A 24,688-nucleotide genomic window follows, 5' to 3' on the forward strand; every position below is an offset into this window, starting at 1 on the left:
GCCGGTGGCAGCGCGTTGGCCCACAGCGCCTGCAGTTCCGCGTCCGGCAGCTGCGCGCGCCGCGCCAGTTCGCCCAGTAGCTGGCGCTTGAGGAGCCCGTCGGGCAGCGCCGCCCACAGCGGCTTGGCGACGCTGAGCATCTTGGCGCGGCCCTCGGGCGTGCCGAGGTCGCAGCCGTCGGCGGCGGTCTCCATCAGCTGGCGCGACAGCGGCACGGCGCCCTCGATGCAGCGCTCGAAGGCGTCGGCCCCCAGCTCCCGCACATAGGAATCGGGGTCGTGCTCGGTCGGCAGGAAGAGGAACTTGATCGTCCGGGTCTCGTTGGCGTGGGGCAGGGCGGCCTCGAGCGCGCGACCCGCCGCGCGCCGGCCGGCGGCATCGCCGTCGAAGCTGAAGACCACCGATTCGGTGAAGCGGAACAGCTTCTGCACGTGATCGGCCGTGCAGGCGGTGCCCAGCGTGGCCACCGCGTTGCCGAAGCCGTGCTGGGCCAGCGCCACGACGTCCATGTAGCCCTCGACCACCAGCGCATAGCCGCGCCGGCGCATCGCTGGCCTGGCCTCGTACAGGCCGTAGAGCTCCTTGCCCTTGTGGAAGACCGGCGTCTCCGGGGAATTGAGGTACTTGGGCTCGCCCTTGTCGAGCACCCGGCCGCCGAAGCCGATGACCTCGCCCAGCACATTGCGGATGGGGAACATCACCCGGTCGCGGAAGCGGTCGTAGCGGCGCTGCTCGGCCTCGCTCTTGCCCGGATCGTCCTGCAGGATGACCAGGCCGGTCTCCACCAGCAGCGGGTCGTCGTAGGACGGGAAGGCGCTGGCCAGCGAGCGCCAGCCGTCGGGCGCGTAGCCCAGGCCGAACTGCAGCGCGATCTGGCCGGTGAGGCCGCGGCCCTTGAGGTACTCGATCGCGCGCGGGTTGCCCTTGAGCTGCTGGCGGTAGTGCTGGCCGGCCTTGGCCAGGATCTCGGTGAGCGTCGCCTGGCGCTGCTTCTGCGCCTTTTCCTGCTCGCGCTGCTGGGGGCTGCGGTCGTCCTCGGGCACCTGCATGCCGGCCTGCTGGGCCAGGTCCTTGACCGCATCGATGAAGCCGATGCCCAGGTGCTCCATCAGGAAGCCGACGGCGTTGCCGTGCTGGCCGCAGCCGAAGCAGTGGTAGGTCTGGCGCGAGGGGCTGACGGTGAAGCTCGGCGTCTTCTCGCCGTGGAACGGGCACAGGCCCTTGTGGTTGATGCCGGCCTTCTTGAGGTCGACATGGCGGCCCACGATGTCGACGATGTCGACGCGGGCCAGAAGGTCCTGAATAAAGCCGGGCGGGATCACCGCAGCAGTTTAAGTGATGGCCTGCAGCGGCCTCTGGCCGCCCGGGGCGGCGGGCGCGCGCTGCCGGGCCCAGTCCAGCAGCGCCTGGGGCGGCAGCGGCTCGCACAGGCCGGTGCCCTGGCCGACCCGGCAACCCATGTCGACCAAGGCCCGCGCATGCGCGGCCGATTCGACGCCCTCGGCCACCAGTTCGCAGCCGAACTGGCCGGCCAGCGCGATCACGCCCTGCACCAGCGCCCGGTCCTGCGGGTCGACCAGCATGGTCTGGACGAAGGAACGGTCGATCTTGAGCTGGTCCAGCGGCAACCGCTTGAGGATCGACAACGTCGCGTAGCCGGTGCCGAAGTCGTCCATTGCCAGCCGCAGGCCCAGGCGCTTGCAGTCGGTCAGCAGGCGGCGCGCCAGCGCGACGTCCTCGAGCGCGCTGGACTCGAGCAGTTCCAGCACCAGATGCTGCGGCGGGACCTCCGGATGGCGGGCCAGCAGGGCTTCCAGTCGCGCAGGGAAATCCGGCGCCGAGAGGTGGCGCGGGCTGATGTTGACGCTGAGCGTCAGCGCCAGGCCGTCGGCTTGCCAGCGCCGGCATTGCTCCAGCGCCTGTTCCAGCACCCAGTGTCCGAGTTGGGCGGCCATGCCGCTGCGCTCCACCGTCGGCAGGAAGGCCGCCGGCGCCAGCAGGCCGCGCTGCGGGTGGCGCCAGCGCAGCAGCGCTTCGGCGCCCAGCAGCTCGCCGGTGACGAGGTCCAGCTTCGGCTGGTAGTAGAGACAGAGTTCGCCCGCCTCCAGCGCCCGCTGCACGCGCAGCACGGCCTGGGCCTGGGCCTCGCGGCTGCGGCGCTTCTCCACGTCGAAGAACTGCACGCCGTCGCGGCCGCTGCGCTTGACCCGGTACAGCGCATGCGCCGCGTGGCGCATCAGGGTTTCGGCCTCGCCGCCGTCCTGCGGGGACAGCGTCGCGCCGACGCTCGCGCTCAGCCGCGGCGAATCGTCCGCCGCGCGCGCCGCGCCGTCGCCTTCATCCCCGGGGGGATCGATCGGTCGGCGCAGCACCTGCACGAGGCGGTCCAGCGCGAGTTGCGCCTCGGCGGCGTTCTGGACCCGCAGCACCAGGCCGAATTCGTCGCCGCCCAGTCGCGCCACCTCGTCGGACCATTGCGGCTGCTGGCGCAGCGCCGTCGACAGCCGGCCGGCGAGCTCGCGCAGGGCCTGGTCCGCGCGCGCGGCGCCATGACGGCGGTTGAACGCGGCGAAGCCGTCGAGGTCCACCCGCGCGACGCACAGCATGAAGCCGGGCCCGACCTGACGGCTGGTCTGCAGCGCGGCCTGCAGGCGGCGCTGGAATTCCTGCTCGTTGGGCAGGCCGGTCAGCAGGTCGAAACGGCCGATGCGCTCCAGCGCCTGCTGCCGCTGCAGGTCCTGGGTGAGGTCGCTGAGCGCCAGCACCCGATAGCGCGGCGGCCCCTCGGGCTCCGGGATCGAGGAGACCGTCAGCCGCAGCGTGCGGGGCGGACCGCCGGTGGCCCGCACCTTCACCAATCCCTGCCAATGACCGGCCGGATCGGCCAGCGCCTCGACGATCGTGTCGAGGTCGTGGCCGCTGCGGCGCAGCTGGGCCGCATCCATCGGCAGCGCCGGCCGTCCCAGCAGCTGGCGGCGCAGCGCCTCGGCGGTGTCGGACGAGCGCCCGTCGTCCTCGATGACCAGCCCCGCCGAAGCCTCGAGCAGGTCACTCATCAGCGTCCAGTAGGCCGGGTTGGCATCGAGCAGCCGGTGATCCAGGTCGGTGATCGCCAGGCCCTCGTGCAGGTGCTGGAACAGGCCGCTGCTCATGCGCTGGCGCTCTTCGGCGGTGCGTCGCCATTGGATGTCCTGCAGGCTGGCCAGCACGCGCCGGGCACGGCCGCGCGGATCGCGGCGCACGACACGCAACCGCAACTCGTGCCAGACCCAATCGCCGTCATCGCCGGGCAGGCGCAGGGCGTGGTGCAGCGCATCGGCCGCGCGCCGGTCGTCGGGCGTCTCGGCCGGAGGGCCCGCGAGGTCCGGCCCCTGCAGCAATGCCGGCAGGAGCTCCTCGAGCTTCATCCGGTCGACCGCATGGACCCGGTCCAGCCAGGCCAGCGGATCAGCGGGATCCGGCCGCCCGAGCCGGGCCTCCCATCCGGCCGAGGCGGCGATCGACCCGCCCGGAATCCATTGCGCCAGGGACAGGCCGGCGCTGTCGATCTTGGCGCGCCATTCGCTGCGCTCGTCGAGCGCGCGGCGACGTTCCGTCCGGCCCTGCAGGACCACCCCCAGGCCGACCAGCGGCAGCAGCCACCAGGCGACCGCGCGCCATGCGGGCCACCAGACGCCCGCCAGCAGCAGCGCCACGGTAGCGGCGACCAGCAGCGCCGTCGGGACGGACGCGGGCAGGCGGCGGGGCGCGGCGGGCAGGATCCAGCCGGCGGTGGCGGACATCTCGGACTTCAAGGCGGCAGCTCAGGCGGGGGAGGCGCGCCGCGCGCAGGTCGCGCGCGGAATCGGGCGGGATGCTAGCCGTCGCCTCGGCGGGGGCGGTCAGCGCAATCCCTGCAGCGACGGGCATGCCCCCCGGAATGAGGGTGCCGCGCCGCCAGGGGACGCGGACGCGGACGAAAAGGCGTCCAGGAAAAGCGTCCAGGAAAGGCGCCCAGAAAATGCAGAAAGCCACCCGAAGGTGGCTTTCAAGCAGGGCCGGCAGCGGCTGTCGTCAGATCACGAAATCTTCCAGCTTGGCGCCGCCGGAGATCGCGGCCTTGAGCCACTTGGGTTGCAGGCCGCGGCCGCTCCAGGTTTCGCCGGTCGCCTGGTTGCGGTACTTGGCCGCCACCTTGGACGACTTCGCCGTACCGGTCTTGGCCGCGCGCGCGGTCAGGTCGGCGACCGACAGGCCGTATTCCTGCATCAGCGACTTGACCTTGGCGATCGCGTCGGAACGCTCGCGTTCCTGGGTTTCGGCGATTTGCTGTTCGAGGGCGGCCCGCTGGGCCAGGAGGTCTTTGAGCGATGCCATTTATGCAATTCCTCGCGTAGTTCAACAGCTCCCCGGAAAGGGATTGCCGCATTATAGGCAGGGAATCGAGTATCACCGCAAGGGGGTAAATGCCCGGTGCAAAGGCTGTCCGGCATTTGCCGGAGGATTTCAGCGTCGGTCTGTCAAAAATCGTGTCGGCGTTGGCACGAATTCAGCATCCAGGTCCCAGGCCAAAGGCGGGAAATGCCCTGAACCGGGGAGCGGTGGCGGTCCGGCTCGCACCGCCCTGGGGAAATCAGGCCGACGGCGGCACATATCCGGCCGGTTGTTCCGCGCCGCCACCGAAGAAGAACTGCTCCATCTGCCGCGCAAGGTATTGGCGCGCGCGCTGGTCCGCCAGATTCAGGCGGTTTTCATTGACCAGCATGGTCTGGTGCTTCATCCATGCCGCCCAAGCTTCCTTGGAGACGTTCTCATAGATGCGCTTGCCGAGTTCGCCGGGATAGACCGGAAAGTCCATGCCTTCGGCTTCCTTCTTCAGATAAACGCATTGCACGGTGCGGGCCATATCAAACCTCGATGTTCAAAAGACGTGGGGAAGGGACGCTGCCGGCCGGGTTGCGCCGGCGGCGCCGGGTCAGCTGAGTTTCTTGACCAGGACCTGCGAGCGGCGGTCCCAGTTGTATTTGCGCTTGCGTTCCTCGGGCAGCCAGTTCGGGTCGACCGGTTGGAATCCGCGCTTGATGAACCAGTGCATGGTGCGCGTGGTCAGCACGAAGATGCTGGTCAGCCCCATGGCCTTGGCGCGCTGCTCGATGCGCTTGAGGATGCGCTCTCCGTCGCCCTGGCCCTGCACCGCGCTGGACACGGTGAGCGCGGCCATCTCGGCGGTGCGCGCTTCCTGATAGGGGTGCAGCGCCGCGCAGCCGAATATCACGCCGTCATGCTCGATGACGGTATAGGACTCGATGTCGCGTTCGATTTCGCTGCGCTCGCGCTTGACCAGCGTGCCGTCGCGCTCGAACGGTTCGATCAGCGCGATCAGGCTGCCGATATCGTCGTGCGTCGCCTCGCGCAGACTTTCGAGTTTCTCGTCGACCACCATCGTGCCGATGCCGTCGTGGGTATAGACCTCCTGCAGGATCGCGCCGTCGACGGCGAAAGGCAGGATGTGCGAGCGCTCGACGCCGGATTCGCAGGCCTTCACGCAGTACTTCAGGTAGAAACCGACGTCGGTCGGCTGCGTCGGCGGCGGCAGTTTCGCGATCAGCCGTTTGGCGTCCGCCAGGGCCAATTCGGTATCGATCGCGCTGTCCGGGTCCTCGGGGTTTTCGCGCACCCCTTCGACCTCGGTCATGAACAGCAGCTTGTCGGCCTGCAGGGCGATCGCGGTTTCGGTCGCGACGTCCTCCATCATCAGATTGAAGGCGTCGCCGGTGGGCGAGAAACCGAAGGGCGACATCAGCACGATCGCGCCGATATCGATGGCGCGCTGGATCGCGGCGGCATCGACGCGGCGCACGATGCCGGAGTGCTTGAAATCGACGCCGTCAACGATCCCGACCGGCCGCGCCGTCAGGAAATTGCCCGACACGACGCGCACCGTCGAATTGGCCATCGGCGTGTTGGGCAGGCCCTGCGAAAACGCTGCCTCGATTTCGAAGCGCAATTGGCCGGCGGCTTCCTGGGCGCTGTCCAGCGCGATGCCGTCGGTGATGCGCATGCCGTGGCTGTATTGCGGCTGGTGGCCCTTGAGGGCGAGCTGCTCGTTGACCTGCGGGCGGAATCCATGGACCAGCACGATCTTGATGCCCATCGCATGCATGATGGCCAGGTCCTGGACGAAGCTATTGAGCTTGCCGGCCGCGATCATTTCCCCGGTCATCCCGACGACGAAGGTTTCTCCGCGATACGCATGGATATAAGGGGCCACCGCGCGAAACCACGGCACGAAGGTATGGGGGAAGACCAGGCTCATGGGCGCGGATTGTGCAACAGGCTGTCCCCCCAACGCGGCGGGAAGGTCACTTGCGGGACACCGTCCGGCAGCGGAGCATGGCGCCTCCACAACACCCCCCGGAGCGAGACGATGGAAGTCTTCAAGACCCATGGCGCTTTCAGCTGGTCGGAGCTGCTCACGAACGATCCCCAGAAGGCGTCCGAGTTCTACGGCAAGCTGTTCGGCTGGAAGATCGAGGTCATGCCGATGCCGGGCGGTCCGGCCGACGCGCCGCCGTATCACCTGATCAAGACCGCCAAGGGCGGTGACGATGCGATCGGCGGGCTGATGGCCTGTCCGCAGCAGGGCATGCCGCCCGCCTGGGGCGTGTACGTGACCGTCGACAACGTCGACGAGACGGTGGCCCAGGCCAAGGCGATGGGCGGCAAGGTGCTGATGGACATCATGGAGGTGCCCACCGTCGGCCGCATGGCCACGATCCAGGACCCGCAGGGCGCGGTGATCAATGTCATCACCTACGCCGAGATGCCCGAGGAGAAGCAATGAGGGCCTCGGCCTGACGACCGGTCGGTGCTTGCGGGGCGCGAGATAATCCGCGCCCCGTGAGTCAAGACACCAACGCCCCCGCCCCGGCGGCCCCGAAGCCGGACCGCGCACCGCGTCCGCCACGCCGCCCGCGCCAGCAGGCCGCTCCTCGGCCTCCCGCGCCCGCCAACCCGATTCCTCCGATCGAGTTCCCCGAATCGCTGCCCGTCTCCGGCCGTCGCGAGGAGATCATGCGGGCGCTCGCCGACCACCAGGTCGTCATCGTCTGCGGCGAGACCGGCTCGGGCAAGACGACCCAGTTGCCCAAGATCGCGCTGGCCATGGGCCGCGGCCGCGGCAACGGCGGTGGGCTGATCGGCCACACGCAGCCGCGGCGGATCGCCGCGTCCAGCGTCGCCAAGCGCATTGCCGAGGAACTGAAGTCGCCGCTGGGCGAGGTCGTCGGCTACAAGGTCCGCTTCCAGGACCGGCTGCAGCCGGGCGCCTCGGTCAAGCTGATGACCGACGGCATCCTGCTGGCCGAGACCCAGACCGATCCGCTGCTCCAGGCCTACGACACGCTGATCATCGACGAGGCCCACGAACGCAGCCTCAACATCGACTTCCTGCTCGGCTACCTGCGCGAGATCCTCCCGCGGCGCCCGGACCTGAAGGTCATCGTGACCTCCGCGACCATCGATGCCGACCGCTTCGCGCAGCACTTCGCTTCCGCGAAAGGTCCGGCGCCGGTGCTGATGGTCTCTGGCCGGCTGTTCCCGGTCGAGCAGCGCTACCGGCCCTTCGAGGAGTCGCGCGAGTACGACGTCAACGACGCCATCTGCGACGCGGTCGATGAACTCTGGCGCGAGGGCCGTGGCGACGTGCTCGTCTTCCTGCCCGGCGAGCGCGAGATCCGCGAGGCTGCCGAGGCGCTGCGCAAGCATCATCCGCCGGGTGTCGAGGTGCTGCCGCTGTTCGCGCGGCTGTCGGAACAGGAGCAGAACCGCGTCTTCCAGCCGCATGGGCAGCCGCGCATCGTGCTGGCGACCAACGTCGCCGAGACCTCGCTGACGGTGCCCGGCATCCGCTATGTGATCGACCCGGGCCTGGCGCGCGTCAAGCGCTACAGCTACCGCAACAAGGTCGAGCAGCTGCAGATCGAGAACATCAGCCAGGCCGCCGCCAACCAGCGCGCCGGGCGCTGCGGCCGCGTCAGCAACGGCATCTGCGTCCGGCTCTACGAGGAGAAGGACTACCTCGCGCGTCCGCGCTTCACCGATCCGGAGATCCTGCGCAGCTCGCTGGCCGGCGTGATCCTGCGGATGAAGGCGCTGCACCTGGGGCAGGTCGAGGACTTCCCCTTCATCGAGCCGCCGCCGCGCAAGGCCATCGCCGACGGCTACCAGCTGCTCAACGAGCTGGGCGCGGTGGACGAGCGCAACGAGCTCACGCCGATGGGCATCGAGCTGTCCAAGCTGCCGCTGGACCCGCGTGTGGGCCGGATGATCCTGGAGGCCCGCCAACGCGACGCGCTCAGCGAGGTGCTCATCATCGCCAGCGCGCTGTCCGGCCAGGACGTGCGTGACCGTCCCGCCGAGCAACAGCAGCAGGCCGACGAGAAGCACAAGAAGTTCGACGACGAGAAGTCGGAATTCATGGGCTACCTGAAGCTATGGAAGTGGCTGGGCGACAGCCGCGGCGGGGAGGGCGAGCACAAGCTGTCCAACCGCAAGCAGGAGCAGCTGCTGCGCGATCACTTCGTCAGCCCGCGCCGGGTGCGCGAATGGCGCGACATCTACTCGCAGCTGCACACCGTCGTCGCCGAGCACGGCTGGCGGCTGAACGGTGCGCCGGCAACCTATGAGCAGGTCCACCTGTCGATGCTGGCCGGCCTGCTGGGCAACATCGGCGTCAAGGCGGATGACGACGACTGGTACCTGGGCGCCCGTGGCATCAAGTTCTGGCGTCATCCCGGCGCGCACCTGAGCAAGAAGCCGGGTCGCTGGATCGTCGCCGCCGAGCTCGTCGACACGACGCGGCTCTTCGGCCGCGGCATTGCCGGCATCGAGCCGCAATGGCTGCCGGGCATCGCCGGCCACCTGATCAAGACCCAGCTGCTGGAGCCGCACTGGGAGAAGAAGGCCGCCGAGGTCATCGCGCTGGAGCGGGCGACGCTCTACGGCATCGTGATCTACAACAACCGGCGCGTGAACTTCGGCCGCGTCGACCCTGCGGCCGCGCGCGACATCTTCATCCGCGAGGCCCTGGTCAATGGCGACTGGGACACACGGCTGCCCTTCCTGGCGCACAACCAGAAGCAGATCGCCAAGGTCGAGGAGCTGGAGCACAAGTCGCGTCGCCAGGACGTGCTGGTCGACGACGAGCTGATCTACGCCTTCTACGACCAGCAGCTGCCGGCGGACGTGTGTTCCGGCGCGACCTTGGAGAAGTGGTACCGCGAGGCGAGCAAGGCCAATCCGCGGCTGCTGCAGCTCAGCCGCGACGAACTGATGCGGCACGAGGCCGCCGGCGTCACCAGCAACGCCTTCCCGAAGACGATCCGCCTGGGCGGCGTGGACTGCGCGGCGACCTACCTGCATCAGCCCGGCGACGCGCGCGACGGCCTGACGGTCACCGTGCCGATCTACGCGCTCAATCAGGTCAGTGACGAGCGGGCCGACTGGCTGGTGCCCGGCATGCTCGAGGCCAAGGTCACGGCGCTGCTCAAGAGCCTGCACCAGAAGCCGCGCGCGCGGTTGACGCCGCTGCCCGAGTTCGTCGCCGAATTCGTCGAGCTGCACCCGTTCGCCCAAGGCAACCTGGTCGAGGTGCTGCTCAAGGCGGTGAAGGAGCGCACGCAGCTGGCCGTGCAGCGCAATGACTTCAAGCTCGAACAGGTGCCCGCCCATCTGTTCATGAACATCCGCGTCGTCGACGAACACGGCCGCCAGCTCGGCCAGGGCCGCAACCTGGCCACGCTCAAGGCGGAGCTGGGTGGCCAGGCGCGGTCGGCCTTCCAGGCCCTGGCGGCGCTGAAGCTGCAAGGCCAGGACGCCAGCGGCCAAGGCGAGGGCCGAGGCCAGGGCCAGGGCCAGGGCAACGCTGGCTCGGGGGCCCTCTCCGGCGAGCGCGGGAGGGCAGGGGCGAAGGCTGCGGTCGCCGAAGTCCCGCAGGGCTCGCGGGGCATCAAGGCGACGGTGATTCCGCCCAAGCCGGTCGCCGAGGCGACAAAAACCTACACCTCGTGGACCTTCGGCGAACTGCCCGAGTTGATGGAGATCCGCAAGGGCGCTCAAACCCTGATCGGTTTCCCGGCGCTGATCGACAAGGGCCAGCATGTCGAGATCGAAGTCTTCGACGAGCCCGAGCTCGCCGCCGCGAAGCACCGTGCCGGCTTGCGGCGGCTGGTCGCGTTGCAGCTCAAGGAGCCGCTGAAGTACCTCGAGAAGAACATCCCCGACCTGACGCAGATGGCGGTGGCCTACATGAGCCTGGGCACGGCCGAGGAGCTGCGGGACCAGATCATCGGTGTCGCGCTGGACCGCGCCTTCCTGGCCGACCCGCTGCCCACCGACGAGTTCAGCTTCAAGGCCCGGATCGAGGAAGGCCGCGCGCGGCTCAACCTGATCGCGCAGGAGGTGGCGCGACTGGCCTTCAACGTGCTGATCGAGTACCAGGGGGCGCTGCGCAAGCTCAAGGATGCGCGCACCGCGCCGAAGGAGGTGGTCGAGGACCTGCAGGCGCAGCTGCAGCGGCTGATGCCCAAGCGCTTCGTGCTGCAGACGCCCTGGACCCAGCTGCAGCACTTCCCGCGCTACCTCAAGGCGATCACGCTGCGGCTGGACAAGCTGCGCACGGATGCGGCGCGCGACGCCCGGCTGATGTCGGAGCTGCGGCCGCTGGAGCAGCGCTGGTCGCGCCGCGTGGCGGAGCTCAAGGGCACGCCGGATGCCCGGATCGACGATTTCAGGTGGCAGCTGGAGGAGTTGCGGGTGAGCCTTTTCGCACAGGAACTGAGAACGCCGCAACCGGTGAGCGTCAAGCGCCTGGAAAAGGTGTGGTCCCAGTTACAAAACTGAGCGGAGAATCGCCCTTACTTCTCCAGGCGAGGACATCGGGTTTTCGGTCCAATCCAAGCTACAAAAGGTCCGTGGCCCCGCACCATCGGGTGCCGCTCATCGCTCGTGTCTGACAACAACACAACATCCACCGCCGCCCCGATGCGGCGCTTCGGCCGCTTCGAGCTGCGCGCGCTCCTGCACAAGAGCCAGCGTTCGATGCTGTGGGTGGTGTTCGACCCGCAAAGCGGCCAGGAGATGTTCCTGATGATGCCGCGCGAGAAGCCCAACAGCGAGGCAGCGATGCTGCACTGGCTGAAGACGGTGGACGGCGCCTCGCGGATTCATCATCCCAACCTGGCCCATGTGATCGAGACCGGCCGGGTCGATCCCTGGCCCTATGTCGCCTATGACCGCGCGCTGGGCGAGACGCTCGAGGAGCGCCTGGCCCGCGGCGGACCGCCGCTGCCGCTGGACGCCGCCGGCTGGGCCGCCCAGGCGCTGGAGGGCCTGGCCTTCGCGCATGAGGCCGGCCATGCGCATCGCGACATCCAGCTCGCCCATCTCGTCGTCGACGGCGCCAATCACGTCCGCCTGCTGGGCCTGGAGGTGGCGCAGGAGATCGTTCCGGCCAGCGCCGACTTCAACACCGCCACCCGCCGCGCCGCGCGCGAGGCGGCCGAAGAGGACGTCGTCTGCATCGGCCTGGTCCTGCATCGCCTGCTCAGCGGCAAGCCGGTCCTGGACGAACCCGACCTGCAGGCGGTGCTCCAGCGCATGCAGCCGCAGGGGCACGAGCTGGTGCGCCTGGGCTGGGAAACCCCGTACCCGATCCCGGAGCCGCTGCGCGCGATCGTCAACCGCGCCAGCGACCGGCAGACGCGCCAGCGCTATCACCTGGCGCGCAGCTTCTGGCGCGCGCTGGACGGCTGGCGGCAGTCGGCCGAGCAGGACGACGGCGGTCCGATCGCCTTGCTCAAGGACAAGATGCAGCGCTTCGGCCACTTGCCGAGCACCTCGACCCGGCTGGTGACCACGGTGGCGTCGTCGGCGATGGCCTCGCAGCACGGCAGCCAGCTCGCGGCGATGGCGCTGAAGGACATGGCCCTGTCGCTGGAGCTGATCCGGCGCGTCAACAACGCGCTGCGCCAGCAGGGCCCGACCAGTGGCGGCACGGTGCTGAACCTGCAGCGGGCGATCGCGATGCTGGGCCTGAACGGCCTGGAGGACGCGGCCCGGGCGCTCAAGCCCTGGCCCGGCCCGATGAACGACGGCCAGGCGCAGTTCATGCAGAGCGTGATCCGGCGCGTGCAGCGAGCCGGCCAGGTGGCGCAGGCGCTGCGGCCGGCCGGCTACGACGGCGAGGTGGTCTATCTGATCTCGCTGATGCAGAACCTGGGCCGCCTGCTGGTGCAGTACCACTTCCCGGATGACGCGCAGCAGATCCGCCAGTTGCAGGTCGCTCCCGAGGCGACCGAGGACAACCCCAATCCGCGCGGCATGAACGAGCAGTCGGCCGCCTACGCGGTGCTGGGCTGCGACCTGGAAAGCCTGGGCCTGGCGGTGGCCCGGTACTGGGGCCTGGGCGACGAACTGCAGCACATGATGCGTCGCCAGCCGCAGGAGGCGCCGGTGCGCCATGCCGACGGCGACATCGAGCTGCTGCGCCTGACCTGCAGCCTGGCCAACGAACTGGTGGACGCGCTGGCCGCGCCGGAGCGCAAGCGGCAGGCGGCAATCGAACTGGCGACGCGACGCTATGCCCGCGCGCTCGGACTCGGCTTGCGCGAGATCTACGACGCGCTCGGCGCCAGTGGCGCGATCACCGACGCCGGCGACAGCGGCCTGGGCGCGATGACCGATCCGTCGATCGGCGCCGCCGCGACCGCGGCGCCACGCTCGCGACTGCGGGAGCGCGCCGAATCCGGCGCTCCGGCCGCGGCCTCGATGCCGACGGCGACTCCGCCGGCCGCGGCGGCCGCATCACCGGTTCCTTCGCCGGCGACCTCGCCGGCTTCGCCTTCCCTGACGACTTCCCAGCCAGGGACGCCTGCGCGCGCGCCCGAGCCCGGCAAGGACTTTCCATGACCGCCATGCCGCCCGCCGTCGGGCGCTTCAAGCCGCTGCGCAGCCTGGGGCAGGGCGCCCAGGCGACGGTGTGGCTTGCCCATGATCCGCGGCTGGACCGCGAGGTCGCGCTGAAGGTGCTGACCCAGGCGGCGGACCGCGCCAGCGTCGATGTCTGGTTGCACGAGGCGCGAGCGGTCAGCCGGCTGACGCATCCCAACATCGTGCCGGTCTTCGAGGCCGACATCGAGGCCGGGCAGGCCTACATGGTCTTCGAGTACGTGCCCGGCGGCACGCTGACCGAGCGCCTGCGCCAGCGCGGCCGCCTGCCCGCGCGCGAGGCGGTGACCCTGATGCTGGGCATCCTGGACGGATTGCATGCGGCCCACCAGGCCGGGGTCGTGCACCGGGACCTGAAGCCGTCCAACATCCTGATCGATTCGACCGGCCGGCCCAAGGTGATGGACTTCGGCATCGCCGGCCGCCTGGCCGCCGGCGGCACGGCGGCCAGGCCCAACCGCATCGTCGGCACGCCGGGCTACATCTCGCCGGAGGCGGCGCGCGGCGACGCGCCGTCGCCGGTGATGGACGTGTTCGCGGCGGCCGTGATGCTCAGCGAGATGCTGTCCGGCCAGCGCCTGAACTACGACCCCGATCCGTGGCGCGCGGTGCGCCGCGCGATGGAGCAGACGCTGGACCCGCCCGCGGACCTCGGCCCGGACAGCGACGACGCGCTGCGTGCCGTGCTGCTGCGCGGCCTGGCGCGCGAGTCAGCGCATCGCTGGACCGATGCCAAGGCCTTCCACGACGCGCTGGCCGCCTGGCTGCATCCGGCCGGCGAGGCGCCCGACGCGGGCGAGGGCGGCAACGCCACGCTCGAGTTCCTGCTGCGGCGCATGCGCCATCGCAGCGACTTCCCGGCGATGGCCGACTCCGTGGCGCGCATCCAGCGGATGACGCAGTCGGAGAACGAGAGCCTCACCACGCTGTCCAACGAGATCCTCAAGGACGTCGCGCTGACCAACAAGCTGCTGCGGCTGGTCAACACGGTGCAGTTCAGCCATGCCGGCGGCGGGCACATCAGCACGGTGTCGCGCGCGGTGGCGCTGGTGGGCTTCGGCGGCATCCGCAACCTGGCGTTGTCGCTGGTGCTGCTGGAGCGCATGGAGAACAAGCATCACGCGCAGCGGCTGAAAGAGGAATTCCTGCGCGCGCTGATGGCGGGATCGCTGGCGCGCGAGTTGTGCCTGGTGCCGCGCGAGAACGAGGAATCCTTCCTCGCGACGATGTTCCAGGGGCTGGGCCGTCTGCTGGCCGAGTTCTACCTGCCCGAGGAGGCGCAGCAGGTGCGACGTGTCGTGCGGCCCGAGCGCGGCATGGGCGAGCAGGCCGCGCCGCCGATGAGCGAGGCGGCGGCCTCGGCGCAGGTGCTGGGGTTGAGCTATGAGAGCCTGGGGCTGGGCGTGGCGCGGCAGTGGGGCTTCCCCGACAGCCTGCAGCGCAGCATGCAGCGGCCCGACGGCGATGCGCCGGCGCGGCTGGTCGAGCATTCGACCGATCGGATGCGCTGGCTGGGCCGCGCCAGCAACGACGTGGCCGACGTGATCCTGAACAGCGATCCGGCGGAGGCGCATGCCAAGGTGCGCGCGATGGCGCAGCGCTACGCGCGTGCGCTGGGCGTGGAGGCCAAGGCCTTCGAGGCCGCGGCCGACCAGGCGCGGCAGCGGCTGACGCAGCTCGCGCAGGCGATGGACATCAAGCTGGCGAAGAATTCCCCCGCCCAGCGGCTGCTGGCGCCGCTGACGCCGTCGGCGGAGGATTCGCTGTCGCCGCACCAGTTGCAGGCGACGATGGTCGAGGGCGCGCCGGCGGGTGGCGTCATCTCGGCGGAGCAGGCGGCGGCGACGCTGGCCGCCGGCATCCAGGACATCACCAACGCGATGGTCGAGAGCTTCAAGCTCAACGAGATCCTGCGGATGATCCTGGAGACGATGTACCGCGGGCTGGGCTTCCGGCGGGTGATCTTCTGCCTGCGCGATCCCAAGACCGAGACGCTGACCGGCCGCTTCGGCCTGGGCGACGGCGTCGAGGCGGTGGTGCCGACCTTCCGCGTGCCGCTGCGGGTCATGCCCGGCATGCCGGCCGACCTGTTCACCGCCATCTGCACCAAGGGCGTGGACACCTTGATCGCCGATGCCTCGCAACCCAAGATCGCCGAGCGGCTGCCGGCGTGGTTCCTGAGCGGCGCCAAGGCGCACAGCTTCCTGATCCTGCCGATGGCGTTGCGTGGCGCGCCCTTCGCGATGATCTACGCGGACAAGCCGGAACCGGGCAGCGTGGTGCTCGATGAGAAGCAGCTCTCGCTGCTGCGCACGCTGCGCAACCAGGCCGTGATGGCCTTCAAGCAAGCGAACTGAACGGCGCCTCCCGTTGCGGTCGCTACGCCGTTCGTGAACGGCTTCACGGATCGGCCTCGCGATGAGGCGCGCCACCTTCCAGGCTTTGATATTTCCGGACGAACCGCGCTGCGGGGTCCTCATGGTTTGTCACTGACGCCCCGCCATGCATCAGTCATGGCGACAACAGTCAACCATGAAGGGAAATCCAATGAAGAACGAACTGAAGAAGGCGCTGGTCCTGATGCCGCTGATCGCGGCGCTGGCGGCATGTGGCGGTGGCGGCGGCGACAGCAGCGCGCTCGACGCGAACTCCGGCACCGGCATCGGCACGGGCACGGGCACGGGCACGGGCACGGGCACGGGTACTGGCACCGGCACTGGTACTGGTACTGGTACTGGTACTGGTACTGGTACTGGTACGGGTACCGATGGAACGCCCACCAAGCCTGCAGTGAAAGAGCCGTTCCACTTCACCACCGACCCTGCGCGATATCTGCTGCTGGGCATCGGCCTGCAATCCACGGGCGTGCTGGAAGCGATCACACAGCAGCCGATCGGCGGTGTCGTGGCGATGAATGGTCAGACGCTGACCGGCGCGGATCTGTCGGTGGTCGACATCTCCGGCGACGAAACCTACGCGCAGGGCCGATGGGCCAAGGGCACGGCGGTCGCCGGCGGGAAGACGACCTCCCTGGGGACTTCGCGTAATGACGCGTATCACTACGTCGTCTACCTCGAACCGACCCACTTTCCGACCAGCGGCACGCGCCAGTGCGATGCCGGCACGTTCACGCGGCCGAACGTCGTCAACAACCCCTGGGCGCCGGATTTCGGTGTCGCCAACGGCTCGGCCACGCTGAGATTCGATGAAGAGGGTGCGGTGGTCGACGTGTCGATCACCGCGACCGCCGGTGATCGCGCCGGCACGGTGTCGACGACCGGACGAAAGCTCGGGATGGGGATGTCGGCCGTCACTGGCAACTTCTTCAACCAGGGCGACGGGATGATGCTGACGCTCGGCGACAGCGGGAACGGCGAGTTCCGCATCATCGCTGCCTATGAAGTGACCGCCGGCGGCGATGCGGCCTACCGAGGCATTGCGACCTTCCTGTGCTCGCGGTGACCCTTGGAGTGGGCCCACGGGCCCGCATCCAGCGATCGAAGCCGGCCTTGCGCCGGCTTCGTCGCTTCCGCGCCGCGCGGGAGGCCGACCGCCCGCCGAAGCCGCTCGCTAGCGATCGGTGGTGCCTGCGCGGTCTTTGACATTTCCCCTTTTCGCCCTCCTCAGGCGACAGCGCACCAGCGGGATCCCGCCACTCACCGCCGCGCCATGCAGGGGCATGGCCACCTCGGACATCAACAATTGGAGATCCCATGACATCTGGAATGACGAAAGCTCTGGCGGTGCTGCCGCTGATCGCGGCACTGGCGGCATGCGGCGGCGGCGGCGATCACGCCAGCAACGACAAGCCTGCCGGGCCGCAGGGCACCGGGGACACGAACCCGTCGCGGGTGAAGGCCGCATTCGTGAAGGGCACCGCGGCGCGTTACGTCCTGACCACGTCCACGACGCAGAGCGCGGGCCGGCTCGACGCTTTCGAGCAGCAGACGACGGGTGAGGTCATCACGATGAACGGTCACGCGCTGAGCGGCAGCGACCGCGCGATCGTGGATATCGCCGGCGACCCTGCCTTCGCCATCGGGCGCTGGAGCAAGGGCACGGCGGTGATCGCCAGCAGCACGAAGACGATCGGCGCAACCGGTACGTCGGTCCATTACGCGGTGTACAACGCGGCGGACGCCTTTCCCACGAGCGGCGGCTTCACCTGCGACGCCGGTCAGTTCACCACCCCCACGCTGGAAGAGGCGCCCGGCACCGAGCTGGGACAGGCCAAGGGCTCGGCGGCGCTGAGTTTCGATGCGTCGGGCGCGCAGCTGGATGCCTCGATCACCGTCACCCTGGCCGACGGCAGCAGCGGCACGGAGTCCGCCACCGGGCGCAAGCTGGGCGCGCCGACGATGATCACCTACACCGGCGGCATGCTGAGCGGCTCGTCCGGTCTGCAACTCGCCGTCGGTCAGGGCGTGGATGCGAGCAAGCAGCTGGTGTCCGTCGCCTATGTGGTGAAGGTGGGTGCCAGCAAGTACCGCGGCGTCGCGATGTTCAGCTGCTCGAAGTGAGGGGACGCGGCATCTCGGAGGGCGGAACGCTCTCCAGGATGCGCCCGACAATGAGGAAGCCGGCTTCGAGCCGGCTTCGTCGTTGTGGGCGGTCAGCGCCGTGTTCAGCGGCGGGGGCCGTAGTGACCGGGGATCCACCGACGGCCACCGCCTCGCGTGTCCCAATAGCCATCGATCCAGATCGTGCCGGTGACCGGCACGACTTCCGTGTAACCGGCGCCATAGGGGCCGTCGTAACCGCGGTCATAGCCGTGGTAGCGATGCGCCGGGACCACGACGCAGCCGGTCAAGCTCGCGACCATCGGCACGGCGGCCAGCACGAGCAGCAAGGGACGAAGTGTGCGCATGAGGAACCTCCAACGGATCTGGATGCCTCCGAGAACGCGTCGCCGCCGCACCTGGCCGACGCGCCGGGCCGGACATTACCCGACCGACAACAAGTAACGGCGGGTGACCTGACCCGCCGACCGTGGGGCAACGCTCGATCCAGCCGTCGATTCGGGCTGGTGCAGGAGGACGAGGGCGACGCGCCGCTTGTCGAGGTGGGGAAACGCCGGAGCGCCGCCGGCATCGCCCCCCATAGACTGCGCCGATGCTGACCGTCCACCACCTCAACAATTCCCGCTCGCAGCGGGTCCTGTGGCTGCTCGAGGAACTCGGGCTCCCCTACGAGATCAAGCACTACCAGCGCGACCCCAGGACGATGCTCGCGCCGCCCGAACTGCGCGCGGTGCATCCGCTGGGCAAGTCTCCGGTGATCAGCGACCAGGGGCTGGTGATCGCCGAATCCGGCGCGATCCTGGAGTACCTCGTCGACCGCTACGGCGAGGGCCGCTTCAAGCCCGCCGCCGGCACGCCCGAAGCGCTGCGCTATCGCTACTGGATGCATTACGCCGAGGGCTCGGCCATGCCGCCGCTGCTGCTCAAGCTGGTCTTCGACCGCATCGAGCGCGCGCCGGTGCCGTTCTTCGTGAAGCCGATCGCCCGGGGCATCGCCGCGAAGGCCAAGGCGAGCTTCGTCCAGCCGCAGATCGACAACCACATGAACTACCTGGAGGCGGAACTCGGCCGCAGCCCGTGGTTCGCCGGCCAGGACTTCAGCGCTGCCGACGTGCAGATGAGCTTCCCGCTCGAGGCGGCCGCGCAGCGCGGCGGCGCCGTGGCGCGGCAGCCGCGCATCACCGAATTCCTGCAGCGCATCCACGCCCGGCCCGCCTACCAGCGGGCGCTGGAGCGGGGCGGGCCGTACGCGTTGATCTGAAAGGGTGAAGGGCGGGCCGCCCGATCGTCAGCGCGCCTTCGCGAGGAACCACGCGACCAGCGCGTTCGCATGGCCGTGGCCCATCGCGTGGTCGGCCTTCAGCAGGCCGACCAGCTCCATGTGCTTCCGCGGCCCGGCGGCCTTCAGCACGCCCATCCAGTGGTCGATGCTCTGGCCGTATTTCTTCTCGATGGAAGGGAAATAGGACGCGGGGCCTTGGACTTTCTCTTCGCTGCTCATGCGGGTTCTCCGGAAATGCGAGGTGGGTCTGGAACGATCTCATCGGCACGACGAACCACGTCCGCAGATTTCGACAGGGCGCGCCCGGATATCCCCTGGGTGACGGATGCGCAGGGGGCAGGGCGGTGACAGACTGCCGCGGTCGGGGTCCCCCGGCGGGAGCACGCCATGTCCTTCCTCACGCCCTCGCAGATCCGCACCGCCCAGGCGATCGTCAATCTCTTCGAGACCGGTCATGTGCTTGGCGACTACGGCCAGGTGACCGTGCTCGAAGGCGATCCGGGGCGGCTGACCTACGGCCGCTCGCAGACGACGCTCGGTTCGGGCAAGCTGGTCGACCTGCTGCGGCAGTACGCCGGCAATCCCGGCGCGCAGTTCGGTGCCTCGATCGGCGATTGGCTGCCGGCCCTGGCGGCCGCCGGCGCGGCGCTCGACACCGACCTGCGCCTGCACAACCTGCTGCGCGCCTGCGCCGACGATCCGGTGATGCGCGAGACGCAGGACCGCTTCTTCGACGAGCACTTCTGGCAGCCTGCCGCGCGCGCGGCGGGCAAGCTCGGCATCGTGTCGGCGCTGGGGACGGCGGTGGTCTACGACAGCTTCGTCCACGGCTCCTGGGCGCGCATCCGCGCGGCCACCGACGCGCAGGCGGGCACGGTGGCGCAGGCGGGGGAACAGGCCTGGATCGAGGCCTACGTGCGAGTGCGCCGCCAATGGCTGGCCACGCACAGCATCGCGATCCTGCGCGGCACCGTCTACCGGATGGATGCGTTCCGGCGGCTGATGGACCTCGGCCAATGGGGCCTGCCGCTGCCGCTGGTGGTGCGCGGCGCCGAGATCTCGATGACGACGCTCAACGGCACGCCGCCCGGCTGCTACGACGGACCGGCGCCCGGCAGCCGCGTGCTCTCGGTCCAGGCGCCGCTGCAGCGCGGGCTCGACGTGCGCCGGGTGCAACTCGCGCTCTCCGATTTGGGCGCGGACATCAAGGCGGACGGCGTCTTCGGCGGCGCCTCGACACGCTGCGTCAAGGACGCGCAGCGTGCGCGCGGCCTGCCGGCGACCGGCGTGGCCGACATCGCCTTCATCGGCGCGCTGCTCGGCTGAGGTGCGCCTCATGCGCGCGCCGAGGGACCCGCCGCCGCGACCGCTGACCGGTAGGTCTCGGCGACGGTCCTGCGCAGCGCGGCCAGTGCCGCCTCGTCATGCCAACGCCCGGCGGCGAGCACGCCCCGCGGTGACGCCAGCGTCGTCAGGTCGTCGAGCGGGTTGGCCTCGCTCAGCAGCAGGTCGGCCCGCGCGCCGACCGTCACCGTGCCGAAGGGCGCGCCGCCCGGCCGTGTCGCAGCGATGAAGGCACCGGCCTGGCGCGTCGCCGTGGACAGCGCGTCGAAGCGCGACAGGCCGGCGCGGGTCAGCAAGGCCAGGTTCTCGTGCAGCGAGTACCCCGGCACCAGGCCGGGAATGTCGGACACGTCGGTGCCCGACAGCAGCGGCACGCCGGCGCGCTGCATCGCCCTCACCAGGGCTTCCAGGAAGGCGTAGCGCCGCATCAGGTCGCCGCGGCGGCGGGCATAACCGGCCAACGGCCAGAGCGCGCGCTGCGTCGGCGCGACCAGGGCCGCCTCCGGGCGCCGCAGGTACTCGTCGACGACGGCGGGTCGTCCCCACTGCTCGGCGATCTTGCGGTAGGTCACCAGGTCGGCGACGACGCGGGCGCCATGCCGGCGCAGCAGCGCCACCGCGTCCGCGATCGCCGATTCGGGTGGCGCGCCGTCGGGATCGTCCTCGCGGGGCGGTGGGAAGAAGGTGTAGAAGAACTCCTCGGCATGCGCGACCAGCACCTGGCCGGCCCCGATCTGTCGCGCCAGGCCGACCCGTGTCACGCCATGGCCGACGACCGGCAGCCCCGCCGCCGCACCCTCGCGCACCAGCGTGTCGAAGACCTCGGGCGACAGCCCGTTGTAGACCTTGAGGAAGTCGTAGCGGTTGGTCCGCGCCAGGCGGACGGCGGCGCGGGCGTCCTCGGGCGACGTCAGCACCAGGTGACCGTAGGCCGGGGAGCCATCGACGGCGAGCGCCACGTAGGCACGCGGTCCGGGCACCTCGCCCCGCTCGATCGCCAGTCGCAAGCGGCCGACGAAGCTGTTGCGCGCCTCGCCCATGTTGAGCATCGTCGTGACGCCCAGGGACAGCAGCACCGCCATGTCCTGGCGGCTGTCGCAGTGGTTGTGCATGTCCGCCAGGCCCGGCGACAGCCAGAGCCGCCCCTGGCCCTCGACGCGCCACGCGTCGGTGGGCACCGGCAGCTCCGGGCCGATGGCCTCGATGCGGCCGTCGCGGACCAGCACGGTCATGTGCCGCAGCACGCGCTCCTGGTCCATCGGCACGAGGTGCACGTCGATGAAGGCGATGGGCGGCACGACGGCCGGAGCGGTCGATTGCGCACGCAGGACGCTGGGCAGGCAGGCCGCCGCCCCGGCGCCGAGGAGCAGGACGCGACGATCGCGGCGCATCGCTCAAGCCTCCTGTGCGCGGACGCGCGGGCCCGGCGATGGGCTGCGGTCGCGTCGCGATCGGGCTGTGGCGATCCGCGCGGCGCGGTCGCCCGACGGCGTGTCGGTGAAGAGCGGACGGATCATGGTGCGCGGTGGGCGTGCCTGGGATCGGCCGATTGTGAGGCGCCCGCTCCGGCCGTCCCGCTTGTCACGGTGGCGGCCGCTATAGTCCCGCCTCCTCCGCATTCCCACCGGCTTTCTCCGGTGCCTGTCGCCGCCCATGCCCATCGCCGACATCCGCGCGGCGATCGAGGCCGAACTGGCCGCGACGCCCGAGTTCTACGACTTCCGCGTGCTCCGCAGCGAGCCGGACGGCGCCTGCTGGCGGGTGACGCTCGAGGCGGGCTATGTCTACGCCGAGGGCCAGCGGCCCGGTCAGGCGTCGGCGCAGACGCTGCTCGACGAGCGGCTGGAAGGCGCGTCCGCCTGGTGGGGCACGCCGGCCAAGGGCGGCGCGAGCGTGCGGGCGGTGGTGGTCGAGGAGGACCAGCTCCTGCTGCAGGACGCGAGCGCGCCGCCGCCCGGGGAGGGCCACCTGATCCGGATCTATCCGCCTCGCTTCCTGCAGGCAGTGGCCGACGCCTGGCGCGACGACGACTGGGCGCGCCGCGCCGCGGATTGCTGGCCGGGCCTGTCAGCGCCCGCGTCGAATCCGGCCGGTCCGCGCCTGGACGGCTCGCCGTTCCGCTGGCTGCGGCCGGCGCAGCGACAGGCGCTCGGGCTGGTGGCCTTCGAGGACGCCTTCCTGTGGGGGCCGCCCGGCACCGGCAAGACGACGACGCTGGGCGTGCTGGTCGCCGAATACCTGGATCGCTGCCCCGCGGCGCGGGTGCTGCTGCTGTCGACCACCAACCATGCGGTCGACCTGGCGACCCTGGCGGTGGACAAGGCGCTCCAGAAGGGGCGCCGCGAGTCGCTGCGAGGGACGATCCGCCGGCTCGGGTCTCGTTTCGATGCCCCCGCCTACGCCGGTCGGGACCATCTGATCCCGGCGCCCGGCACGCCGTCGCAGCAGGTGCTGCGCCAGTGCCGGCTCGCCACGATGACGACGACCCGCGCGGTCTTCACGCTGAAGACGCTGCGAGAACTCGGCGCCGCCGATGGGCTGCTAGGGATGTCGCGGGCGATGCCGCCCTTCGACCTGGTCGTCTTCGACGAGGCGAGCCAGGTCAGCCTGGCCCATGCGCTCGCGCTGATGCCGCTGGGCCGGGCGCGGCTCTTCGCAGGCGATCCTCAGCAACTGTCGCCGGTGCTGCGGAGCGACGACCGGCTGGCGCGGCTCTGGCTGGGACGGTCGCCGTTCGCGGCCATGCCGCGGGGCGGGCAGGGGGGGGCCGCGGTGGCGATGCTCGACGAGCAGTCGCGCATGGCGGCCCCGATCGGGGCGCTGGTCAGCGACCTGTTCTACGACGGCGCGCTGCGCGTGGCCGAGGAGGCGATGGCGTCGCCGGACTGGCAGGCCGCGCGCTCGCGCGCGCTGGGGGACATCCCGGCGGAGGTCCATGTGGCGGTGCGGCGCGTGACGCGGGAAGGCGGCTGGTCCGCGAAGGACCGTGGGCCGATCCGACGGGAGTCGGCCGACGCGATCGCCGCCGTGATCGCCGAGGCGCTCGCAGGCGGGGCCTGGGCACCCCACGAGTTCATCGTCCTGACGCCGTTCCGGGCGCAGCGCGCGCTGATCCGGCAGCGGCTGGCGGCGGCGGGCGTCGATGACGGGGTGCGGGTCAGCACCGTGCACCGCGCGCAAGGCAGCGAGGCGCCGGTCGTGTTCTTTGATCCGGCCGACGGGACGCAGCCCTTCCTGCGGACGGACGAGGCGCGGCGGCTGCTCAATGTGGCGCTGAGCCGCGCGCAGGCGAAGGTGGTGATCTACCTGTCACCCGCGGACCTGACCAACGAGGTGCTCGCGCCAATCGTCCAGCGCCTTCGGTTGGCCGGCGACGCGCGCGAGGCGGTGCCGCTGCTGACGCTCGCCCGGGCGGCCGACTTTCCCTTCAACGCGCGCGGACGGCGGATCGCGGCGGGACGGCTGATCGGCGAAGTCGAGCGCATCGCCCCGGACGGCGCGCGGTTCTGGGTCATCCACGAGAAAAGCGGCAACGCGGTGGAGATCGATGCGGCGTTCTGGCGGGAGCGGGCGGGGCGGTTGTGAGCGCTCCAATGAAATCGGCCCCGCATTCAAATCGGCCTCGCAATGAGAAACGCCCCGCGAGCGGGGCGTTTCGATCAAGCGGTCAGCCGGGGATCAGACCGGCACGCGGCGCAGCATTTCCACGCCGACGTCGCCGTTGGCGACTTCGCGCAGCGCGGTCACGCCGGGCTTGTTCTTCGACTCCAGCTTCGGCGCGTGGCCTTGGCTCAGCATGCGGGCGCGATAGGTCGCGGCGAGCACCAGCTGGAAGCGGTTCGGGATCTTGGTCAGGCAGTCTTCGACGGTGATGCGGGCCATGCGGGTTCCTGAGGGGACGGGGTTACTCGATGAGGTCGAGCGCGCGGAACACGGTCGACCGGTTGCGGCGCTGAGTCGCGTATTTTAGCCGCTGCGCCTGGACGATGGCCTTCAGGTCGAAAAGCGCGGTCTCGAAGACGGCATTGATGACCACGAAATCGAAGTGCTTCGCCTGCGCGACTTCCTCCCGCGCGGTCTGCATCCGCTTCGCGATCACCGCTTCCTCGGTGTCGCCCCGGCGGACCAGGCGCTGCTTCAATTCCTCCCAGCTCGGCGGCAGGATGAAGATCAGCACCGCATGCGGGAACAGCTGCTTGATCTGCAGCGCACCCTGGTAATCGATCTCCAGCACGACGTCGTCGCCGTGGGAGATGCGGGCCTCGATCGCCGCGCGGGAAGTGCCGTAGAGGTTGTCGTGGACCTGCGCCCATTCGAAGAACTCGCCCCGGTCGACCATGGCCCGGAATTCCTCCGGGGTGACGAACAGGTATTCGCGGCCGTGCTGCTCCTGGCCGCGTGGCGCGCGCGAGGTGTGCGAGACGGAGACGCTCAGCTTGGCGTCCAGTTCCAGCAGCGCCTTGACGAGGCTGGATTTGCCGGCACCGCTCGGTGCGGCGACGACGAAGAGATTGCCCGGGTATTCCATCGCGCGATTTTATCGGGGACGGCGTGA

The 24,688-nt window shown here is 70.0% G+C and carries 19 protein-coding genes; 9 read left to right on the forward strand and 10 right to left on the reverse strand.

The annotated features are described in order from the left end of the window. The 5 genes from dnaG to argA all read right to left on the reverse strand — a co-directional run. Window positions 1-1,322 (reverse strand): DNA primase (dnaG, locus tag CS062_RS11915; protein ID WP_099861853.1); only part of this gene is annotated, 1,322 nt, incomplete at its 3' end. 9 nt (window positions 1,323-1,331) lie between these two features. Further along, on the reverse strand, window positions 1,332-3,782 hold the full coding sequence (locus CS062_RS11920) for a putative bifunctional diguanylate cyclase/phosphodiesterase (RefSeq protein ID WP_099861854.1): 2,451 nt from the start codon (window positions 3,780-3,782) through the stop codon (window positions 1,332-1,334). Between the two features lie 271 nt (window positions 3,783-4,053). Next, complete coding sequence (locus tag CS062_RS11925) at window positions 4,054-4,356, reverse strand: H-NS histone family protein (RefSeq protein ID WP_091723182.1); 303 nt, start codon at window positions 4,354-4,356, stop codon at window positions 4,054-4,056. A 256-nt stretch (window positions 4,357-4,612) separates the two neighbouring features. After that, window positions 4,613-4,885: an oxidative damage protection protein gene (locus CS062_RS11930; protein WP_099861855.1), complete on the reverse strand. Its 273-nt coding sequence runs from the start codon at window positions 4,883-4,885 to the stop codon at window positions 4,613-4,615. Between the two features lie 69 nt (window positions 4,886-4,954). Next, window positions 4,955-6,295, reverse strand: a complete 1,341-nt coding sequence (argA, locus tag CS062_RS11935) for an amino-acid N-acetyltransferase (RefSeq protein ID WP_099861856.1) — start codon at window positions 6,293-6,295, stop codon at window positions 4,955-4,957. Between the two features lie 111 nt (window positions 6,296-6,406). Between argA and CS062_RS11940 the strand changes: the two genes are divergently transcribed. From CS062_RS11940 to CS062_RS11965, 6 genes are all read left to right on the forward strand, one after another. Then, window positions 6,407-6,823, forward strand: coding sequence for a VOC family protein (locus CS062_RS11940; protein WP_099861857.1), 417 nt, complete (start codon window positions 6,407-6,409; stop codon window positions 6,821-6,823). Between the two features lie 56 nt (window positions 6,824-6,879). Then, window positions 6,880-10,881: an ATP-dependent RNA helicase HrpA gene (gene hrpA / locus CS062_RS11945; protein ID WP_199174229.1), complete on the forward strand. Its 4,002-nt coding sequence runs from the start codon at window positions 6,880-6,882 to the stop codon at window positions 10,879-10,881. A 105-nt stretch (window positions 10,882-10,986) separates the two neighbouring features. Further along, on the forward strand, window positions 10,987-12,948 hold the full coding sequence (locus CS062_RS11950) for a serine/threonine protein kinase (protein ID WP_158238762.1): 1,962 nt from the start codon (window positions 10,987-10,989) through the stop codon (window positions 12,946-12,948). Beyond that, a complete protein-coding gene (locus CS062_RS11955; RefSeq protein WP_099861859.1) occupies window positions 12,945-15,344 on the forward strand; it encodes a serine/threonine protein kinase in 2,400 nt (799 codons plus the stop codon). The genes CS062_RS11950 and CS062_RS11955 overlap by 4 nt, the downstream gene beginning before the upstream one ends. Before the next feature lie 190 nt (window positions 15,345-15,534). Then, window positions 15,535-16,449, forward strand: a complete 915-nt coding sequence (locus CS062_RS26885; protein ID WP_099861860.1) for a hypothetical protein — start codon at window positions 15,535-15,537, stop codon at window positions 16,447-16,449. Between the two features lie 263 nt (window positions 16,450-16,712). Continuing rightward, window positions 16,713-17,507, forward strand: coding sequence for a hypothetical protein (locus CS062_RS11965; protein WP_099861861.1), 795 nt, complete (start codon window positions 16,713-16,715; stop codon window positions 17,505-17,507). A 104-nt stretch (window positions 17,508-17,611) separates the two neighbouring features. Here the strand turns inward: CS062_RS11965 and CS062_RS11970 are convergent, their stop codons facing one another. Continuing rightward, window positions 17,612-17,854, reverse strand: a complete 243-nt coding sequence (locus CS062_RS11970; RefSeq protein ID WP_143742320.1) for a YXWGXW repeat-containing protein — start codon at window positions 17,852-17,854, stop codon at window positions 17,612-17,614. Window positions 17,855-18,099: 245 nt separating this feature from the next. Between CS062_RS11970 and CS062_RS11975 the strand changes: the two genes are divergently transcribed. After that, entirely contained in the window at window positions 18,100-18,768 is a 669-nt protein-coding gene (locus CS062_RS11975; RefSeq protein WP_099861863.1) for a glutathione S-transferase family protein, read from the forward strand. A gap of 27 nt (window positions 18,769-18,795) precedes the next feature. Here the strand turns inward: CS062_RS11975 and CS062_RS11980 are convergent, their stop codons facing one another. Next, window positions 18,796-19,008, reverse strand: a complete 213-nt coding sequence (locus CS062_RS11980; RefSeq protein ID WP_099861864.1) for a DUF4287 domain-containing protein — start codon at window positions 19,006-19,008, stop codon at window positions 18,796-18,798. Between the two features lie 168 nt (window positions 19,009-19,176). Here CS062_RS11980 and CS062_RS11985 point away from each other — a divergent pair, with 168 nt between their 5' ends. Continuing rightward, window positions 19,177-20,115, forward strand: a complete 939-nt coding sequence (locus tag CS062_RS11985; protein ID WP_099861865.1) for a chitosanase — start codon at window positions 19,177-19,179, stop codon at window positions 20,113-20,115. An 8-nt stretch (window positions 20,116-20,123) separates the two neighbouring features. Here the strand turns inward: CS062_RS11985 and CS062_RS11990 are convergent, their stop codons facing one another. Continuing rightward, entirely contained in the window at window positions 20,124-21,524 is a 1,401-nt protein-coding gene (locus CS062_RS11990) for an amidohydrolase family protein (RefSeq protein ID WP_099861866.1), read from the reverse strand. A 262-nt stretch (window positions 21,525-21,786) separates the two neighbouring features. Between CS062_RS11990 and CS062_RS11995 the strand changes: the two genes are divergently transcribed. Continuing rightward, window positions 21,787-23,718: a DEAD/DEAH box helicase gene (locus CS062_RS11995; RefSeq protein ID WP_099861867.1), complete on the forward strand. Its 1,932-nt coding sequence runs from the start codon at window positions 21,787-21,789 to the stop codon at window positions 23,716-23,718. A gap of 93 nt (window positions 23,719-23,811) precedes the next feature. On the opposite strand, the gene rpoZ is transcribed toward CS062_RS11995, so the two are convergent. Then, window positions 23,812-24,015 (reverse strand): DNA-directed RNA polymerase subunit omega, encoded by a 204-nt coding sequence (rpoZ, locus tag CS062_RS12000; RefSeq protein WP_058936171.1) that lies wholly within the window; start codon window positions 24,013-24,015, stop codon window positions 23,812-23,814. Between the two features lie 22 nt (window positions 24,016-24,037). After that, entirely contained in the window at window positions 24,038-24,661 is a 624-nt protein-coding gene (gmk, locus tag CS062_RS12005; protein WP_091723212.1) for a guanylate kinase, read from the reverse strand. Window positions 24,662-24,688: the final 27 nt, after the last annotated feature.

The organism is Roseateles chitinivorans (assembly GCF_002761755.1).
GTDB classification, from domain to species: Bacteria; Pseudomonadota; Gammaproteobacteria; order Burkholderiales; family Burkholderiaceae_C; genus Roseateles; species Roseateles chitinivorans.

Excerpts from the sequence above, each read along its gene's own strand:
- CS062_RS11985 (WP_099861865.1), top strand. The coding sequence starts at position 19,177 with ATGTCCTTCCTCACGCCCTCGCAGATCCGCACCGCCCAGGCGATCGTC.
- gmk (WP_091723212.1), bottom strand. The coding sequence starts at position 24,661 with ATGGAATACCCGGGCAATCTCTTCGTCGTCGCCGCACCGAGCGGTGCC.
- argA (WP_099861856.1), bottom strand. The coding sequence starts at position 6,295 with ATGAGCCTGGTCTTCCCCCATACCTTCGTGCCGTGGTTTCGCGCGGTG.
- CS062_RS26885 (WP_099861860.1), top strand. The coding sequence starts at position 15,535 with ATGAAGAACGAACTGAAGAAGGCGCTGGTCCTGATGCCGCTGATCGCG.
- CS062_RS11995 (WP_099861867.1), top strand. The coding sequence starts at position 21,787 with ATGCCCATCGCCGACATCCGCGCGGCGATCGAGGCCGAACTGGCCGCG.
- CS062_RS11940 (WP_099861857.1), top strand. The coding sequence starts at position 6,407 with ATGGAAGTCTTCAAGACCCATGGCGCTTTCAGCTGGTCGGAGCTGCTC.
- CS062_RS11990 (WP_099861866.1), bottom strand. The coding sequence starts at position 21,524 with ATGCGCCGCGATCGTCGCGTCCTGCTCCTCGGCGCCGGGGCGGCGGCC.
- CS062_RS11965 (WP_099861861.1), top strand. The coding sequence starts at position 16,713 with ATGACGAAAGCTCTGGCGGTGCTGCCGCTGATCGCGGCACTGGCGGCA.
- rpoZ (WP_058936171.1), bottom strand. The coding sequence starts at position 24,015 with ATGGCCCGCATCACCGTCGAAGACTGCCTGACCAAGATCCCGAACCGC.
- CS062_RS11970 (WP_143742320.1), bottom strand. The coding sequence starts at position 17,854 with ATGCGCACACTTCGTCCCTTGCTGCTCGTGCTGGCCGCCGTGCCGATG.
- CS062_RS11920 (WP_099861854.1), bottom strand. The coding sequence starts at position 3,782 with ATGTCCGCCACCGCCGGCTGGATCCTGCCCGCCGCGCCCCGCCGCCTG.
- CS062_RS11925 (WP_091723182.1), bottom strand. The coding sequence starts at position 4,356 with ATGGCATCGCTCAAAGACCTCCTGGCCCAGCGGGCCGCCCTCGAACAG.
- CS062_RS11980 (WP_099861864.1), bottom strand. The coding sequence starts at position 19,008 with ATGAGCAGCGAAGAGAAAGTCCAAGGCCCCGCGTCCTATTTCCCTTCC.
- CS062_RS11930 (WP_099861855.1), bottom strand. The coding sequence starts at position 4,885 with ATGGCCCGCACCGTGCAATGCGTTTATCTGAAGAAGGAAGCCGAAGGC.
- CS062_RS11975 (WP_099861863.1), top strand. The coding sequence starts at position 18,100 with ATGCTGACCGTCCACCACCTCAACAATTCCCGCTCGCAGCGGGTCCTG.
- CS062_RS11955 (WP_099861859.1), top strand. The coding sequence starts at position 12,945 with ATGACCGCCATGCCGCCCGCCGTCGGGCGCTTCAAGCCGCTGCGCAGC.